Genomic DNA, 15,978 nt, shown 5'->3' with positions numbered 1-15,978 from the left:
CCGCGCTATTTGTTCAATCCACGATCATCGATTTTATATATTAAACTCTTTGATGTCCGCAACTGGTTCGAATGCGCCTAGATGGGCCTCGAAGCCTGATGGCCGATGTCCGATGATATCGCTCGCGCCGTCTCCATGACCGCCGGAATGTAGAACTGCTCCAGGCGCTCAAAATCAAAGGCGATATCCGGACCCGATACATCGATCGCCGCCACCACGGAGCCGGTATAATCCCGGACAGGCGCGTTGACGGAAGACCCGCCGGGCTGGGAGAAGCCGCGCGAGACGACATAGCCGGCCTCTGCGGCTGCGCGAACCTTATCGACCAGAGCCCTGGGCGTTATCGGCGTGTGCGCTGTCCGCGCAGGCATGGCCTTGCCCGCATAGAGTTCCGTGATCCCCGCATCATCGAGCGAGCCAAGGAGAAGCCAGCCAAGCGCTGTCGCGTGGGCCGGTGAACGCGTGCCGATGGATATGTTGGTGACGAAGGCGGTGCGTGAGAGAATGCAGTCCAGGTAGAGGATATCGCGTTCATCGCGGATCGCGAGATGACTTGAGACACCGGTTTCATCCCTCAGGCGCTCAAGATGCGGCCGCGCCAGCCGCACGATGTCCTGCCGGTTGAGATAGGCGAACCCAAGATTGAGGATGCGCGGTCCGAGCTCGAAGGCCTTTTCGTCCTGCCCGGTTTTCAGAAAGCCCATGTGACGGAGAGTGTAGAGCAGCCGGAAGGCGGACGATCGGCTGATCTTAAGCAGCGCTGCGACCTGGCTGATGGTAAGCGGCCGCTCCGCTTCTCCTATGAGTTCCAGAACCCTCAGGCCGCGATGGAGGCCGGGGACGTAATAAGCATCATGATTCTTATGCTGAGTATCGGTCATGGCCACTCCTCGCACCTGGCGACACGGTTGATAGGCAAGCGGTCTCCCAGGTGTCAAACCCGCCTCGCCAAGCCGGCGGCACCTCACGACAACTATTTTATATATTGAACTGTGTTTTATATGCGGTTAAAACAGAAAAGTTGAATGCGTCATTCCATCCGGGAGGGGCTCGCATGGAGCAAGCGAAGATCAGTTCATCCATCGGTGAGATGCCGATCCCGGATGAGAGCACCGAGAATCCGGCCATCCAGGGCCGTTCTCATTTCCTGGCCGGTCTTATGTTCGCGGCCATCGCCGCCGCGGCTCTGTTCGTCAGCCGCGATTACACCTCCGGCTCCGCCGTCAACATGGGACCCGGCTATTTTCCCCGTCTTCTCGCGTCTGGGCTTCTGATCCTGGGGCTTCTGCTCATGGCCCGGTCCTTCCGGGCAGGTGGCTGGGACGCCATAGGCGCGGGCGCGCGGCCGCTCGTCTGCATCCTGGGCGCCATCCTGGTCTTCGCTTTTGCCATCGAGCCGCTCGGGCTCTTCGTAACCTGCATGCTGTCAGTCCTTGTCGCGGCCTTTGCCCAGCCCCGGGTCAACTGGCCGCGCGTGACGGTGATCGCGCTCGCTCTGGCGACCGCCTGCTCGCTGGTGTTCGGCTACGCGCTCAGTCTTTCTCTTGCGATCTGGCCAGGCTGATGGAGGTCTTCAGCTCCCTCTACCTCGGCTTTTCCGTCGCGGTGAGCCCCGCCAACATCGGCTATTGTTTCACGGGCGCCCTCGTGGGCACCCTCATCGGTGTCCTGCCCGGCATCGGGCCGCTTGCCACCATGGCCATGCTGCTGCCGCTGACCTTTTATCTTCCGACAAGCTCGGCTCTGATCATGCTGGCCGGCATCTACTATGGCGCGCTGTACGGCAGTTCGACGACCGCCATCCTGATGAAGGTGCCGGGCGAGTCCTCATCCGTGGTCACCTGCCTCGACGGCTATGTCATGGCCCAGCAGGGGCGCGCCGGAGTGGCTCTGGCGACGGCCGCGCTGGCCTCTTTTTTCGCTGGCACCGTGGCGACGCTGCTGATCGCGGTTTTCGGGCCGGCCCTCACCTCGGTGGCACAGCAGTTTGGACCTGCCGAATATTTCTCGCTCATGGTCCTCGGCCTGATCTCCGCGCTGGTGTTCACGCAGGGCTCTCCGATCAAGGCGCTGGCCATGATCTTCCTGGGTCTTCTGCTCGGCACCGTTGGAGCCGACATCAACACGGGCTTCGACCGCTTCACCTTTGGGGTTCCGGACCTGAGGGATGGCATCGATTTCGTCGCCGTTTCCATGGGGCTGTTTGGAATAGCGGAGATCATCGTGAACCTGGACCGGTCACGGGATCGGCCCGTCTCGACGCTTCCGATCTCGAGGCTCTGGCTGACGCGGCAGGATTTCAAGGCCGCCTGGCCCGCGGCGGTCCGCGGCACCGGCGTGGGGGCAGCGCTCGGTATACTGCCCGGCGGCGGCGCCATGCTGGGGTCCTTCGCCTCCTATGCCATCGAAAAGCGCATCTCCCGCACGCCCGACAGATTCGGAAGAGGGGCCATCGAAGGCGTCTCGGGACCGGAGGCCGCCAACAATGCCGGGGCACAGGCCTCTTTCATCCCCATGCTGTCGCTCGGCATACCCAGCAACGCCGTGATGGCCATGATGGCAGGTGCCATGCTGCTGCATGGCATCGCCCCGAGCCCGTCATTTGCCGCGCAGCGCCCCGATCTGTTCTGGGGCCTGATCGCCAGCATGTGGATCGGCAATGTCATGCTGCTGGTGATCAACCTGCCCCTCGTCGGCCTCTGGGTTCGCCTCCTGCGGATCCCCTACGACGTGCTCTTTCCCGTCATCCTCTTGTGCTGCTGCATCGGCCTTTATTCCATCAGCCACAGCTTTGCGGATCTCATGTTGCTGGCCCTGTTCGGACTGGTGGGTGTCGTCTGCGTCAAGCTCGACTGCCCCATGGCACCGCTGATGCTGGCCTTCATACTCGGGCCCATGATGGAGGAGAATCTCCGCCGCGCGATGCTTCTGGCCTATGGCGACGTGACCATCTTCGCAACGCGCCCGCTCAGCGCCGCCATGCTGATCGCCTGCCTGCTGTGTGTCGCGCTGCTCCTTCTGCCGACCTTTCGCCGCGTGCGCGCGGCAGCAACCGATGCCTGACGTAAAAATACATAACCGGAGGAAATAGAGATGATGATAGCGAACAGCGTGAAAAGAATAGCCGCCACTATTGTTGCGGCCGCCGCACTGATGGGCTCAGCCGCAGCTCAGGATTATCCCACCGAGCCGGTCACCATCGTCGTTCCCTTTGCGCCCGGTGGCCGCGTTGACGGCATCGCCCGCGTCTTGGCGGAGAGCCTGTCAAAGCAGTTGGGGCAGCCCTTTGTGGTATCCAACCGCGAAGGCGCCGGTGGCAGTGTTGGTGCGGACTATGTCGCCAAGGCAAAGCCCGATGGCTACACACTGCTCCTGAATTCGGCGGGCACCCACGCGATCCTGCCGAACGTGGACAAGAACCTCGCCTATGATTCCGTCAAGGACTTCACCCCCATCGCCAACCTCGTGGAGGGTTTTACCTTCATCGGCGCGCATACCTCGGTGAAGGCGGACAACATCAAGGAACTGATCGATCTCGCCAAGGAGAACCCCGGCAAGATCGGCTTTGCCACCTCGGGCGTCGGAACCTACGGTCACTTCGCGGGCGAATCCTTCAAGATCGCGTCGGACATCAACCTTCTTCACGTACCCTATCGGGGCAGCGGCCCCGCCATGAATGATCTCGCGGCAGGTCATGTCCCGCTCATGATCGCGGGCGAAATCGTGGAGCTGGCCAAGGCCGGCAAGATCAAGATCCTCGCCGTCACCAATGAACAGCGCTGGCATGAGCTGCCGGACGTTCCCACGCTGAAGGAATCCGGCTTTCCCCAGTTCACCCTGCACTCCTGGATCGGCCTTGTCGGTCCTGCCGGGCTTCCTGCCGGCGTGGTTGAAAAGTTGAGCAAGGCCACCGAGACGGCAATGGCTGATCCCGCGGTGCAGGACCGGCTGAAGGGTCTGGGCGTCGTCGTGAACTTCTCCAGCCCCGAAGCCTTCGCCAAGCGCATCTCCGAGGATCGCGCCGCCTATGGCGAAATCGTCAAGAAGGCCGGACTGACCTTCAAGTGAGACGACGGCAAGATCGCCGTATAAAAGGAGCACACCGTCGCACGCGCCTGCCGATGAAATCGGCAGGCGTAGCGGCCCCGTAGGGCCAGCAGTTCGACGCCAACTGCACGAGGGGCGAATTCATCAATCCTTCACGGCACAAGCCTTAGCGTTCATCTTGTTCTTGGATGAGAGGCAGTACCATGATCCGCTTCGCTGTTGCCGCGGTCGCAATCGTCGGTCCCGCAGCACTCGCGCCATTGCCGGCTCACAGCGCGGGCTTTGACTGCGGTAAGGCGAAGAAACCCGATGAAATTGCCGTCTGCAAGAATCCTGAGCTTTCCGGGCTCGACTCGCAGATGACCGGCCTTTGGTACGGATATTCGAAGGTTCCCATGTTCATGGGGGCACGGGGTGCGCGCCGCGACGAAGCCCAAGCTTTTCTCGCTCGCCGCGCGGCCTGTGGCAGTGATGCCGAATGTCTCGCGGCCGCTTACCGGGAGCGGATCGGAGCGCTGGAAGAGTCCCTCGACGGAGCGATGAATACCTATTCCCGATTGCTGAATGGACCCGCCACACCAAATGATGCCGTAGCCGCGATTGTTTCAGGCTACACCGGCCAATGCACCGCGGCGGGCGGCACCCTGGCACCAGGAGCAGACCAGCCCTGGACGATGACCGCTGACCTGGATGGCGACGACCTCCAGGATTATGTCCTCAACACGCAGGGCCTGGAATGCACCGGCTCGGCCACGGCTTTTTGTGGCAATGGTGGCTGCCAGATCGACATCGCGCTATCGCGCGAAGGCTTCAGCAAGCAGACCTCCATGCTCGGAGGCCAGCCGACGCTGGTTCAATCGACAGCGGGGACCAGCCTGCAGGTCTGGGTTGATGGAACCAACTGTGACCTTGTCGGTGGCAGCAACAAAGAGTGCTGGGCGACCTATGAGTGGAGCAACGGGAAGCTCGACACCAGCTATTCCGCGCGCGCAGCAGCAGACTAGAAACCCTACGGTCGTTCTCTCGCGCAGCTCGACTGCCCCGAACGGCGTAGACATATCTCTTGCTGCCAAGCAGGTGTACGTAGGAATGCCCCACCTACAGCTGTACAGGGCCGAAGCTGCAGCGTGCACACCTCCTTCCCGGTTCCGCGAGGGTCCCGGCGTGGCGTCTTCGCAGTAAAGCTGGTGCGACGAACGAAAGGGACATCGGCAACTGCGGGCGGAGCTATGGCTCGCGGCGGGGCATGTCCCATGATCGCGGGCGAAATCATGGAACTGACCAAGGCGACGAAATCAAGATCCCGGCCATCTGATCTGAAGCGATCAATGCTGAGACATAGCGATTTCGCGGCAAACGCCGGGCAAAAATAAGGCACCGGCTTGCATAACCGGCTCGATCAGGTAAAAGCACATGCGCTGCATTCGCAGCATTCGTTGGCGAGGCGCTTCTAGCGCATTGTAATCCGGCTTAAATCCGGATCGCCCTTCTCGGCGTGCCACAGCCGTTCATCGACCGTGCGGTCAGGCTAACCTGCATCTCAACTGCGGGGAGCCTGTGGATTTACCATGATCCGCGCGGCAGAAACGTGAATACAGGACTGATGCAACTACAACAACTAGGAACACCTCTCACCCTTCTGCTTTTGTTCGGCTTTTTCGGAATCACTTTTCTCATCTCCCTTTCAATCGGGAAAAAGCGCGAGAATGCCGATAACTACATGAACGCCGGCAACAGGGTCGGCTTCGGCGTATCAGCCGCATCCATGACCGCCACCTGGATATGGGCCGCGTCGCTCTACGCCTCGGCCACGTCGGGCTATACCTATGGCGTGTCCGGCCCCATTCATTACGGCTTGTGGGGCGCCTTGATGATCCTGTTCATCTATCCCTTCGGAAAGCGCATCCGCTCTCTCGCGCCGGAGGCGCACACACTGGCGGAAATCCTTCACGCCCGGCATGGACGATCCAGCCAGCTTATTCTTGCCGGCTCCAACGTGGTTGGCAGTGTGATCAGTCTCACCTCCAACTTTATAGCGGGTGGCGCACTGATCGCGATGCTGTCGCCGTTGTCCTTCTCCACCGGCATCCTGATCATAGCCGCCGGTATCCTGCTCTACACGCTCTGGTCTGGCCTGCGTGCCTCGATCCTTACCGATTTCATCCAGGTCTGCGGAATGCTCGGCGCAGTCATCGTGATTGTTCCGGCGATCTTCTTCAGCGCCGGCGGCCCCTCCCTTTTTGAAGCCGGCGCGACCAACCTGACACCCGACCAACAAAGCTTCTTTTCATCGGAAGCGTTCTTCAACCAGGGCGCCCCTTATATCGCGGCGGTTCTGGCCTATGCGATCGGCAATCAGACCATTGCGCAGCGCCTGTTCGCGGTGCGCGAAGACATGATCAAGCCGACATTCATCACTGCGACGGTGGGTTATGGCGCGACCGTTATTGGCGTCGGAATGCTGGGCGTGATCGCCCTTTACATGGGCGTCGAACCATTCGGCGGCGACGTGAACAATCTCGTGCCCCAGCTTGCCGCCACATATCTTGGCGTGGGGATGCTGTGCGTCTTCTTTCTGATGATCATTGGATCACTGGCCTCAACGGCAGATTCCGATCTTTCTGCGCTCTCGTCGATCGTGATGACCGACGTCTATGGCAGGAATCTCGCCGGTGATGACGCCAGTCCGAAGCTGATGCTGCTGATCGGGCGCTTGACCATGATCGTGGCGACGGCCGTTGCCCTCTATTTCGCGAGCAGCCAGTTCAACATCCTGGAACTGCTCGTGCTGGTTGGGGCGATCTGGGGCGCACTTGTTTTCCCGGTGATCGCAAGCTTCTACTGGAACAGGGTGACGAACACCGCCTTCACCATCTCCGTGCTCGCCGCATTGGCCGTTTTCTTTCCCGTACGGTTCGGAATGATAGAACTGACGGGGGGCGTCGCTCTCCTCTCCGATACGATCGCATCAATCGGTGTTGGGGTGATTGCCGGCCTCATGGCGTTCGGTTTCTTCGGCATTCGTATTGGCTGGATCGTCGGCGTGCTCGCCTTGGTTGCCGTGTTGCCATTCGCAGTCGGGTTTCTGCACGTCTATCCAGTGCTTACGGCCTCGCTACTTGCCTATGCAGTGAGCGCCATCCTGTGCGTGGCGCTTTCCGCGAACAGCTCCAACCGCTTCGACTTTGCGACGATCCGGAAACTGACAAGCAAATTCGTTGATGAACAGGCTCGCGCCTGACCAACAGAGGAAACCGTTATGTCCCCTCTCTTTCTGACCGTTTATGTGCTGATCTGGCCGTTACTCGTGGCTGGCGTCCTGTTCGCTCTTGCTTCCGCTTTCATTCGTGAATGGCGTCAAGCGAAGTCCGAGGGAAGCTCGCTGGTCTGATAAGAAGGTGCCGGGCGAAAGGTCGCCCGGCACCTTGTCCGCCTTCATGAAGCCGTTCTCCATCGTATACCGCCTTCTTCGTCAGGTTCAGAACTGCCAGCCGGCCGGCACCCAGGCATAGCCGTTGTCGGTGCGAAGGATCCGCCCCAGGCCGGGGAAGGGATAATGGAAGCCAAGGACGAGCATGCGATCGGCCGCCGCTTGATCGAAGATGCGCCAGCGCGCCGCCGCGGCCGCCTCCTGGTCTCGGTCCGGTCCGGGGCGCCAAGGCCGGTCGATGTTGACCACCGGGTGATAGGCGAGGTCTGCCGTCAGAAGCAGCTGGTCGCTGCCTGATTGAACAAGAAAGGCGGCCATGCCCGGCGTATGGCCGGATGCGGCGATTGTCGTCAGGCCCGGCACAATCTCCGCACCGGCTTCATAAAGCACGATATCCTGCGCGAAAGGTTGCACGCTTTGCTTGATGTTGGCGGCAAAGCGCTGCCGGAAATCCGGCGGCACCGGCATATAGGAAAGATCCGGCTCGCCTTCGACAAAGAACGCCCAGTCCGCCCTCGGTGCCATCACGGTTGCCCGGGGAAAGGCCCGGCCGCCATTGGCGGTTCGCAAGTTTCCGACGTGGTCGGGATGGGTATGCGAAATCACGACCAGGTCGATATCCTCGGGGGATAGTCCAATTGCCCGGAGATTGTTGAACAAGCGGCCGCCGTTCGGCCCCATCGTGGTTCCGGCGCCCGCTTCGAGAAGAACGCGGCGACCATCGATCTCCAGAAGCAGCGTGTTGAGGTTCAGGGTCATGAAATCGGTTGGAAGAAAGGCGCGGCGCAGAACCTCTTCCAGTTCGGCTTCCGGGGCATCACCCGCGTAGACGGCGGGAGGACCGCCGATGATGCCGTCGCTCAGCACGGTGGCGGCGATATCCCCGACGTGGAAACGGTAGTGACCGGCATTTCCGATCGCCACCGCTGGCTGCGCGGCAACGGTTCCAGGAAAGGTGTTGTTCAACAGCACTCCGGAAACACCGCCTACGGCGGACAACATGATCTTGCGTCGGTTGATCGTCAGCATCCTGTTCTTCCTGCGAGAGGATTCATCACCGGCGGCGGAAACATGCCGTTCCGGTTTCCCGGGAAAGGTGACGCACCGACACTGCTTTGATAAGGTCATCAAATGAAAACGCGCTGATCTGAATAACAGAGCAATGGCTGCGATACGCCTCGATCATCTGGAAACATTCGCGCTGATCGTGCGGTGCGGAGGCTTTCGTGCCGCAGCCGCCGAACGCGGCGTCTCCTCGTCCGTCATGAGCCAGACGATGGGAGCACTCGAGCAGGCACTCGGCATCCGTCTGTTGAACCGGACGACCCGCAGCATCGCGGTTACCGAAGCGGGCGAGCGGCTTCTTGAACGGCTCCGGCCGGCGTTGGACGACATCCGCCTCGCCCTCGTCGAGCTGGATCAACTGCGCGAGAAGCCATCCGGAACACTGCGCATCAATGCGCCGGCGCCGGCGGTCGACCACGTCCTTTGTCCCTTGGCCTTCGCGTTCATGGAGGCTCATCCCGACGTCAAGGTCGAAATCATCAGCGATGCGGCCATCATCGACATCGTCGAACAGGGATTCGACGCCGGTGTCCGGTTCGGACAACACCTGGCGCAGGACATGATCGCCGTGCCGCTCGGACAGCCCCTGCGTTACGCGATCGTGGCTTCTCCGGGCTACCTTTCAAGCCATGGGCGGCCGGAAACCCCCTCCGATCTCATCAAGCACAACTGCATCCGGCGGCGCTATCCCGGCGGGACCCTCGCCACATGGGCGTTCGAGAAGGCGGGTGAAGCCGTCGAGATCGCGCCGGAAGGGCGGTTGACCTTGAGTTCGGCGCATGGGGAACTTCAGGCAGCCATCGCCGGGCAGGGCATCGCCCATGTGTTGGAAGACTATGCCGAAGCAGCCATTGAGGATGGCACGCTCGTGGAATTGCTCGCGGATTGGAGTCCGAAACTGCCGAGCTGGTTCCTGTATTATCCGAACAGGCGCCATAACAGCGCCGCGATGCGCGCCTTCCTCGAATTCGTCCGCAGATCGGCGCGTTAGTCATCCGCCTATTGCAGCAACCGCGGTCCCCCTCCCTCTCGTCGAACGCGAAACGACGCTTTCATTCCAGAGTACGGACGGTGAGCAGCGAACAAATAAGAGTGCGCTGCCCATCAACGAGAGGGAACTCTCATCCAAAGCGCGACGGCCGATCCAGAGAAGGTTCAGTCACCGGATGAAGAGATCCGGCGCTAGCGGGGAGGCTTTCCTCACCGGAAAAGTGCCGGTCAGGCAACTCGGTCGATGTGAGTGCTGTCGCGATGATGTTGGTGGTGTCGCGATACAGTGCCGGATCGTATACCACTATGCGATTGCGGCCCTGGCGCTTGGCGGCATAGAGCGCCGCGTCCGCCTTGCTCGCCGCACTTTCAAGCGTATCGGAGGGCTCGACCAGATGGGCGCCAATAGACGTGCCGATACGAATGCGGCTGTTGTCGGCCAGCTTCAGCGGACGAGAACGGATGGCGTTCAGGATCTTTTTGCCGACCTTCTCCAGCGCCTGCGCATCGCACCTCTTGAGGATGACGACGAACTCGTCACCACCCCAGCGGGCACACAGGTCCTCATCACGCGTCACACCGAGAAGACGGCGCGCCACCTCGGCAATGACGCGATCGCCGGCAACATGGCCGTGCGCGTCGTTGATTGACTTGAAGTTGTCGATATCGAGGATCAGCAGGCCGGGCCGATCGCTGTCGGTCGTCATCCGCCGCTCCTTCTGGGCGAAGGCCTGGATGAGGCCGCGCCTATTGAGCGCGCCGCTGAGCTGGTCGACATTGGCAATGAGCTCGAGTTGCTCAGTCCGCATGCGCACCGCCGCCTCGAGTGCTGCGCGGTCGGAGCCGACGACCCGCGCCATGCGATCGAGCGCACGAGCGAGGCGGCCGATCTCGTCGACGCCGGAATCGGCGACCGGCTGTGAAAAATCGCCTGCCTCTATGCGCCGCACGGAGCTTTCGGCGCGCGCCAGCCGGTCGATCACGCTGCGCTTGAAGAGCAAGGTGACAAGCGCGGCAGCACCCAGCATGCTCAGCGCGATCAGAAACGCGATCGGCTTGAACAGACGCCGGTCCACGATACGGTCGACGTCCATGATGGTGACGTTGTACCAGTCGAGTTCATCAAGATAGCCGATGCCGACGAGCAGGCTGCGGCCGTCGAGTTCCAGGAAGCGCGCCTCAGCTCCCCCTTCGGTTGCGGCATGGCGCATCATCTCGCGGAAGGTAGCCCGGTCTTCCGACGTGTCGATGAGCTGCAGGAAGGTCTTGCTGAAGCTTTCGTCCTTGGCGATACTGTGGAAATCGATCAGGCTCTCGTCGCGGCTCGCCTGCACGGCGCTCGAGGCGTTGACGAACAGGCTCTCGACGCCGGGCTGATTTGATTCAACGACGTTGCGCAGGAAATGCGTCAGGTCGATACCGGTGCCGACGATGCCGAGCGCCCGGCCTTCATCCTCGATGACGCAGTTCATCCATACCTTGGTCACTGCCAGTACGACGTCATGATTGACGTTGAGATGGCAGCCCGGGCCGGCTGCGAGGGTCGAGTAGTACCAGGCGTCGGCCGGCTTGTCGGGCAAGACAGTATACCGATGATGCGCGCCGGTATAGCTGCCCTGATGGTCGTTGAAATAGTAGTTGCCGGACTTGTCTATGACGAAGAAGTAGCTGCGGTCGACGAAGGTACGGCGGAAATGCTCGAGCTCGGAGATGCCGCGGGCATATTTGTCCCGGTCGAACTCGTCCTTGGCCCAGTCGATAATGGTCGGCGAGCGCATCAGCGTCTCGGCCAAAGCCACCTCGCGGCGCAGCGCCTCCAGGCCTCGGTAGCGATCGTAGAGGATTTGCCGCTCGGCGAACAGCGTGCTCAGCTTGACGACCGTGCGGTCAACGATCCAGACGAAGGACGCTGCTGCGGGGATGGCGACGGCGGCAAAGGCGGCGAGCGTCAGCACGAGCACCCGGAAACGCAGGCTGACAGCAAAACGGCCCTTCAGTGATCCCACGATGCCGTTCGCCATCCATACACACCCCCGTCGCGGCCGCTGCCGGCCGCTTTCCCGTCTTCGGATTCTATCGAGCAAGTCGCTGATGATTGGTTAAGGATCAGCGCAGATGAGCGTCAGGGCAATCCGGTCGCAGGCTTTTCTTTGCTAGCTGCCTGGCCGAAGCGCTCTCTGTTCTCGGTCGGTGTTTTGTTCCGACATTCGATGGTGCGTTATTCAGCGTAGCCTTCACGCCCGCGCAGAAGCTGCTTCGTGGAATACGGCGATCGGCGGCGATATCACGTCATGGAGGCAACCGTCGTTTTCGGCAGCCTATGCGCGGCGAGCACATAGTCAACAGCGGCATAACAGTGGTGAATGGCTATGTCTTCCGCTTTGACACACGGCTAAAGCGGACCGGCAAGCTGCGGTATCCGGAGGCCTTTATGTCAGGCGGCGACCGGCAGAAGTGTCTGGACGAGGCTCTTCGCGTCGAGCCGAAAGCCATCGTACACGACGCGGCCATCGGGCGCGATCACAACGAACCAGGGGGTTCCGCCGGAGCGGTATGCCTCCATTATCGCCGGCACGGCGTCCGCTGAGGCCGAGTTAGCGACGGCGTGCCCAAAGGGAACACGCAGTCCATATCGTCGTTGATTTTTCCGCAGATGATCGAAGGTATTGACCTCAGAGCCCTCGAATACGGTTTGGATGGCTGCCAGGCCAACACCTTTATCGCGAAGATCCTCGGCAAGCGTCACGAATGTGGGAAAGCCATGTGCATGACAGCCCGAACACCAGTCCTGAAAGAAGTACAGTATTGTGAAACCCTGTCCGAACTCGGCCAGGGTCAAGGGGCTCCGCTCCTCGCCATTTTCATCGATCCAACGGATATGCTCGAGCGCAGGGGCTGGCAGCCCCACAATTCCCATCTCCACGGAATCCTCCATGAGCGGGCTCGGGGCGTTGAGCCGCGAGCCCAGGTTTGCTAGGCGGCGGCACCTTTCCTGTGCGGCAACACCCAGTCCGGACGTACAAAATGGCAGGTGTATCCATTCGGGATACGTTCGAGATAGTCTTGGTGCTCGGGCTCTGCCTCCCAGAAATCACCCACCGGCTCGACTTCGGTAACGACCTTGCCAGGCCATAGTCCCGATGCATCGACGTCCGCAATCGTATCAAGCGCAGCGGCCTTCTGCTGGTCGCTGGTGAAATAGATCGCCGAGCGGTAACTCGTGCCGCGATCGTTCCCCTGACGATTCAGCGTCGTCGGGTCATGGATCTGGAAGAAGAACTCGAGCAATCGGCGATAGGTGGTCTGCGAGGGATCAAAGACGATCTCGATCGCCTCGGCATGGGTGCCGTGATTGCGATAGGTCGCATTCGGCACGTCACCACCCGTGTATCCGACCCGGGTCGAGATTACACCGGGCAGCTTACGGATGAGGTCCTGCATGCCCCAAAAGCAGCCGCCGGCGAAAACAGCGCGTTCAGTCGTCATCCGACGTCCTCCACCTGATTGAGATATTCACCGTAACCCTGCTCCACCATCTCGTCCCGTGGCACGAAACGCAGCGAAGCCGAATTGATGCAGTAGCGCAGGCCGCCGCGATCGCTTGGTCCGTCCGGAAAAACGTGGCCGAGATGGCTGTCGCCATGCGTCGAACGCACCTCCGTCCGGATCATGCCGTGGCTGTCGTCGCGCAGCTCGTTCACGTTCGCGGGTTCGATCGGCTTGGTGAAGCTGGGCCACCCGCAGCCCGACTCGTATTTGTCCGACGATGCGAACAGCGGTTCGCCCGAGACGATATCGACATAAATGCCGGGTTCCTTATTGTAGAGAAGCGCACCGGTTCCAGGACGCTCGGTCGCATTCTGCTGTGTCACCCGATATTCCTCTGGCGACAGCCTGGCGATTGCGGATTCTGTCTTCTTGTAGGCAGCCATGGGCTTCTCCTTCGAACTCCTGCCACGGAAGATGGATACCCGACCCGAAGGTGTCCAATACGTCGCGACTATAATTTCGATGCCATCACCGCGCTCCCCGAAAATTCAACACCATACATAACGCTCGATCAGCACACGAAGCTGCCGCAGCGCCGCTGCCGTTCCGGATCCCGAAATCGATTGAAATGCGACCGTGCGCGACAGGTCCAGCGTATCGACCGGGCGCAACGTCAATCCCTCCACGATCGCCGAGCGCTCGGGCAGCATGCAGACGCCGGCGCCCTCTGCCACGGCCTGTTGAATCAGATCCTCCCGTTCGGATCTGAGCCGCGGGATCATGATGATCGCACGGTTGCGCAAATGGTCGTTCACGCGCGTGCGGAATTCGCACTGGAGCCGATCAAGGTAAGGCTGTTCCGAAAGCTCGACAAGCGAAACCGATCCCTGGCTTGCGAGGCTGTGTCCTTGCGCCATCGCCAGTAACAATCGCTCGCGGAACATTTCGACCGTGGCGATCTTGGCGTTTCCGGCTGTCGGGTCCGTGCAGAAGCACCCGTCGATCTGACCGCTGAGGAGGCGCTCCATTCCTTCGTCGCGCGAGATTGGCTGGAGAACCAGTTCGAGCATCGGCATCTGTCGCAGGGCGTGCGTGACGAACCCGGTGATCAACGCCGGCGCAATGGTGTTCACGACGCCCAGCGTCAAAGCCTCGCGTCGACCGCGAACCCTGTTTAGGGATATCGCCCGAACCCGCTGCTCGCGGTCCGCGATCTCGGCGAATTCGGATTGGATGTCGCGGCCGAGCGCCGTCAGGCGACTATCCTTTCCATCGCGATAAACCAACGTTCCGCCCAGCTCCTGTTCGAGCCGCTGTATCGCGCGGGTGAGCGTCGGCTGAGATACGCCGCTGCGCATGGCAGCTTCGGTGAAATTAAGGGTGTCCGCCAGGTTCAGGAAATATCGAATCTGGTTGAGTTCCATCGTTCGTCTTCGTCGCCTCCTCAAGCATCAATTTCAGACCGGGCATTCCACGCCGGAAAAGCGCTGCCGGCCGGAGCAATTGCCGCATGAAAACAATACATGCCGGCTATTGGAAATTTTCGTTCCGCGCTGCGACAACCGAGATCATCAACGAAAGCTACTGGTTCGCTACCCATACCGGCCAGCCAGCAGCATTTCCACCAGAGACAAGCGACCGAGGAGGCATCCCGATAAAAGCAATCGTTGTGACGGACCAGACCGCGGGAACGGCCGGGATGAAGCTAGTAAATCGGCCCGGAGCCGCAGGCAGCGATAAATGACGTCGTCGTTCAGGTTTATGCAGCGGGATTTGTCAACACTGAACTGGAATGGCGCTCGACCTGGGCCGATCGCCGCGACCGTGACCGAACACCGTCAATCCCCGGACACGAGGTCGCCGGCCTCGTCATCGCCCTTGGCTATGGCACGACGGGGCTTTCGGTGGGACAGCGGGTGTTCGGCCTCGCGGACTGGCATCGCGACGGCACGCTGGCGGAGCATGTAGCCATGGAGGCCCGCAACCTCGCGCCGTTGCCGGGTGATGTCGACTTCACGGTGGGCGCGAGCCTGCCGATCTCGGGCCTGACTGCCTGGCAGGGACTGTTTCAGCACGGTCGCCTTCAGGCGGGGCAGAGCGTGCTTGCGCACGGCGCGGCCGGCGCAGTCGGTTCGATGGTGACGCAACTCGCGCGGGAGGCCGGCGCCTATGTCATCGGCACCGGACGCGCCGCCGACCGTCAGAAGACGCTCGACTTCGGCGCAAATGAATTCGTCGACCTCGGGAGCGACCCCCTGGAGGACATCGGCGCGGTCGATCTGGTGTTCGATGTCATCGGCGGCGACATCCAGAAACGGTCCGCAGCCCTGATCCGAGCCGGAGGAACGATGGTCACTGTCGTCGGACCGGTCAAGGCGCGGCCCGCAGAAGGCCTGGCAGTCGACTTCGTCGTCGAGTCCGATCGTGCCCAACTGAGCGAGATCGTCCAGCGGGTGCGGGACGGACGACTGCGGGCGAACATCGGCAAAGTCTCGACCCTCGACGATGCTGTCGCCACCTTTAACGCGACCGGGCGGCGCGCGGGGAAGACGGTTATCCGCGTCCTCCCGTGAACTCGTGAGAATGAGGGCAGCGCTCCATCGATACGGTCATTTTGCCCTGCCGATACGGTCCTTTTGCCCTGCCAGAGCTTCTTTCGGCTGGCTGAACGGCAGTTTTCCGTGATCAGACACCAAAACTGCGCAGTCTGGTTTCGGCCCCTGATCCGGAGGCCGTAGCCGTGATCGGCAGTTGTATCGGGGTATCCTGCTTGGCTGGCGCATGAGGATCGCGCGCCCCGTAGCCCAATTGGCAGTCCCTATTTGGTTGATAGTTGCAGAGATTAGCCGGACAATTGGTGCGATGATCGGCGGTCTATGGCGGGCCATGCGGGATAGCGATGAGAACTATGTGTATTCTATAGCCCTCTATGTCCCTCCAAAATGAGGGGAAGGTAG

The 15,978-nt window shown here is 61.1% G+C and carries 15 protein-coding genes; 8 read left to right on the top strand and 7 right to left on the bottom strand.

Annotated features, from left to right (window positions below; genetic code table 11):
• Positions 1–77 precede the first annotated feature (77 nt).
• Entirely contained in the window at positions 78–881 is an 804-nt protein-coding gene (locus IEV58_RS13530) for an IclR family transcriptional regulator (RefSeq protein ID WP_188410334.1), read from the bottom strand.
• 173 nt (positions 882–1,054) lie between these two features.
• On the opposite strand from IEV58_RS13530, the gene IEV58_RS13525 reads away from it, so the two are divergent.
• The 6 genes from IEV58_RS13525 to IEV58_RS18265 all read left to right on the top strand — a co-directional run bounded on the left by IEV58_RS13525 (position 1,055) and on the right by IEV58_RS18265 (position 7,438).
• Entirely contained in the window at positions 1,055–1,564 is a 510-nt protein-coding gene (locus IEV58_RS13525; RefSeq protein ID WP_188410333.1) for a tripartite tricarboxylate transporter TctB family protein, read from the top strand.
• A complete protein-coding gene (locus IEV58_RS13520; RefSeq protein WP_188410332.1) occupies positions 1,564–3,063 on the top strand; it encodes a tripartite tricarboxylate transporter permease in 1,500 nt (499 codons plus the stop codon). The genes IEV58_RS13525 and IEV58_RS13520 overlap by 1 nt, the downstream gene beginning before the upstream one ends.
• Positions 3,064–3,093: 30 nt before the next feature.
• Positions 3,094–4,068 carry a Bug family tripartite tricarboxylate transporter substrate binding protein gene (locus IEV58_RS13515; protein WP_188410331.1) on the top strand — a complete coding sequence of 325 codons (975 nt, stop codon included), beginning with the start codon at positions 3,094–3,096 and terminating at the stop codon, positions 4,066–4,068.
• A 182-nt stretch (positions 4,069–4,250) separates the two neighbouring features.
• Positions 4,251–5,051 carry a lysozyme inhibitor LprI family protein gene (locus tag IEV58_RS13510; RefSeq protein WP_188410330.1) on the top strand — a complete coding sequence of 267 codons (801 nt, stop codon included), beginning with the start codon at positions 4,251–4,253 and terminating at the stop codon, positions 5,049–5,051.
• Positions 5,052–5,542: 491 nt separating this feature from the next.
• Positions 5,543–7,288, top strand: a complete 1,746-nt coding sequence (locus IEV58_RS13505; protein WP_229729436.1) for a sodium:solute symporter family protein — start codon at positions 5,543–5,545, stop codon at positions 7,286–7,288.
• Between the two features lie 18 nt (positions 7,289–7,306).
• Entirely contained in the window at positions 7,307–7,438 is a 132-nt protein-coding gene (locus tag IEV58_RS18265; protein ID WP_229729435.1) for a putative transporter small subunit, read from the top strand.
• An 87-nt stretch (positions 7,439–7,525) separates the two neighbouring features.
• Here the strand turns inward: IEV58_RS18265 and IEV58_RS13500 are convergent, their stop codons facing one another.
• A complete protein-coding gene (locus IEV58_RS13500; protein ID WP_229729434.1) occupies positions 7,526–8,506 on the bottom strand; it encodes an MBL fold metallo-hydrolase in 981 nt (326 codons plus the stop codon).
• Between the two features lie 133 nt (positions 8,507–8,639).
• Between IEV58_RS13500 and IEV58_RS13495 the strand changes: the two genes are divergently transcribed.
• Complete coding sequence (locus IEV58_RS13495; RefSeq protein WP_188410329.1) at positions 8,640–9,533, top strand: LysR family transcriptional regulator; 894 nt, start codon at positions 8,640–8,642, stop codon at positions 9,531–9,533.
• 130 nt (positions 9,534–9,663) lie between these two features.
• Here the strand turns inward: IEV58_RS13495 and IEV58_RS13490 are convergent, their stop codons facing one another.
• From IEV58_RS13490 to IEV58_RS13470, 5 genes are all read right to left on the bottom strand, one after another.
• Positions 9,664–11,553, bottom strand: coding sequence for a GGDEF domain-containing protein (locus IEV58_RS13490; protein ID WP_188410328.1), 1,890 nt, complete (start codon positions 11,551–11,553; stop codon positions 9,664–9,666).
• 413 nt (positions 11,554–11,966) lie between these two features.
• Entirely contained in the window at positions 11,967–12,467 is a 501-nt protein-coding gene (locus tag IEV58_RS13485) for a peroxiredoxin family protein (protein ID WP_229729433.1), read from the bottom strand.
• Between the two features lie 38 nt (positions 12,468–12,505).
• Positions 12,506–13,018 carry a peptide-methionine (S)-S-oxide reductase MsrA gene (msrA, locus tag IEV58_RS13480; RefSeq protein ID WP_188410327.1) on the bottom strand — a complete coding sequence of 171 codons (513 nt, stop codon included), beginning with the start codon at positions 13,016–13,018 and terminating at the stop codon, positions 12,506–12,508.
• Positions 13,015–13,464, bottom strand: coding sequence for a peptide-methionine (R)-S-oxide reductase MsrB (gene msrB / locus IEV58_RS13475; protein WP_188410326.1), 450 nt, complete (start codon positions 13,462–13,464; stop codon positions 13,015–13,017). Before msrB ends, msrA begins: the two co-directional genes overlap by 4 nt.
• Positions 13,465–13,569: 105 nt before the next feature.
• A complete protein-coding gene (locus IEV58_RS13470; RefSeq protein ID WP_188410325.1) occupies positions 13,570–14,445 on the bottom strand; it encodes a LysR family transcriptional regulator in 876 nt (291 codons plus the stop codon).
• Between the two features lie 288 nt (positions 14,446–14,733).
• Here IEV58_RS13470 and IEV58_RS13465 point away from each other — a divergent pair, with 288 nt between their 5' ends.
• Complete coding sequence (locus IEV58_RS13465; RefSeq protein WP_371873627.1) at positions 14,734–15,594, top strand: NADP-dependent oxidoreductase; 861 nt, start codon at positions 14,734–14,736, stop codon at positions 15,592–15,594.
• The last annotated feature ends 384 nt before the right edge of the window (positions 15,595–15,978 follow it).

The sequence above is a fragment of the Agaricicola taiwanensis genome (assembly GCF_014635245.1).
In the GTDB taxonomy this organism is placed as follows: Bacteria; Pseudomonadota; Alphaproteobacteria; order Rhizobiales; family Methylopilaceae; genus Agaricicola; species Agaricicola taiwanensis.
Note: the sequence above shows the minus strand (reverse complement) of the source record. Positions and strands in the feature narration are given on the sequence as shown.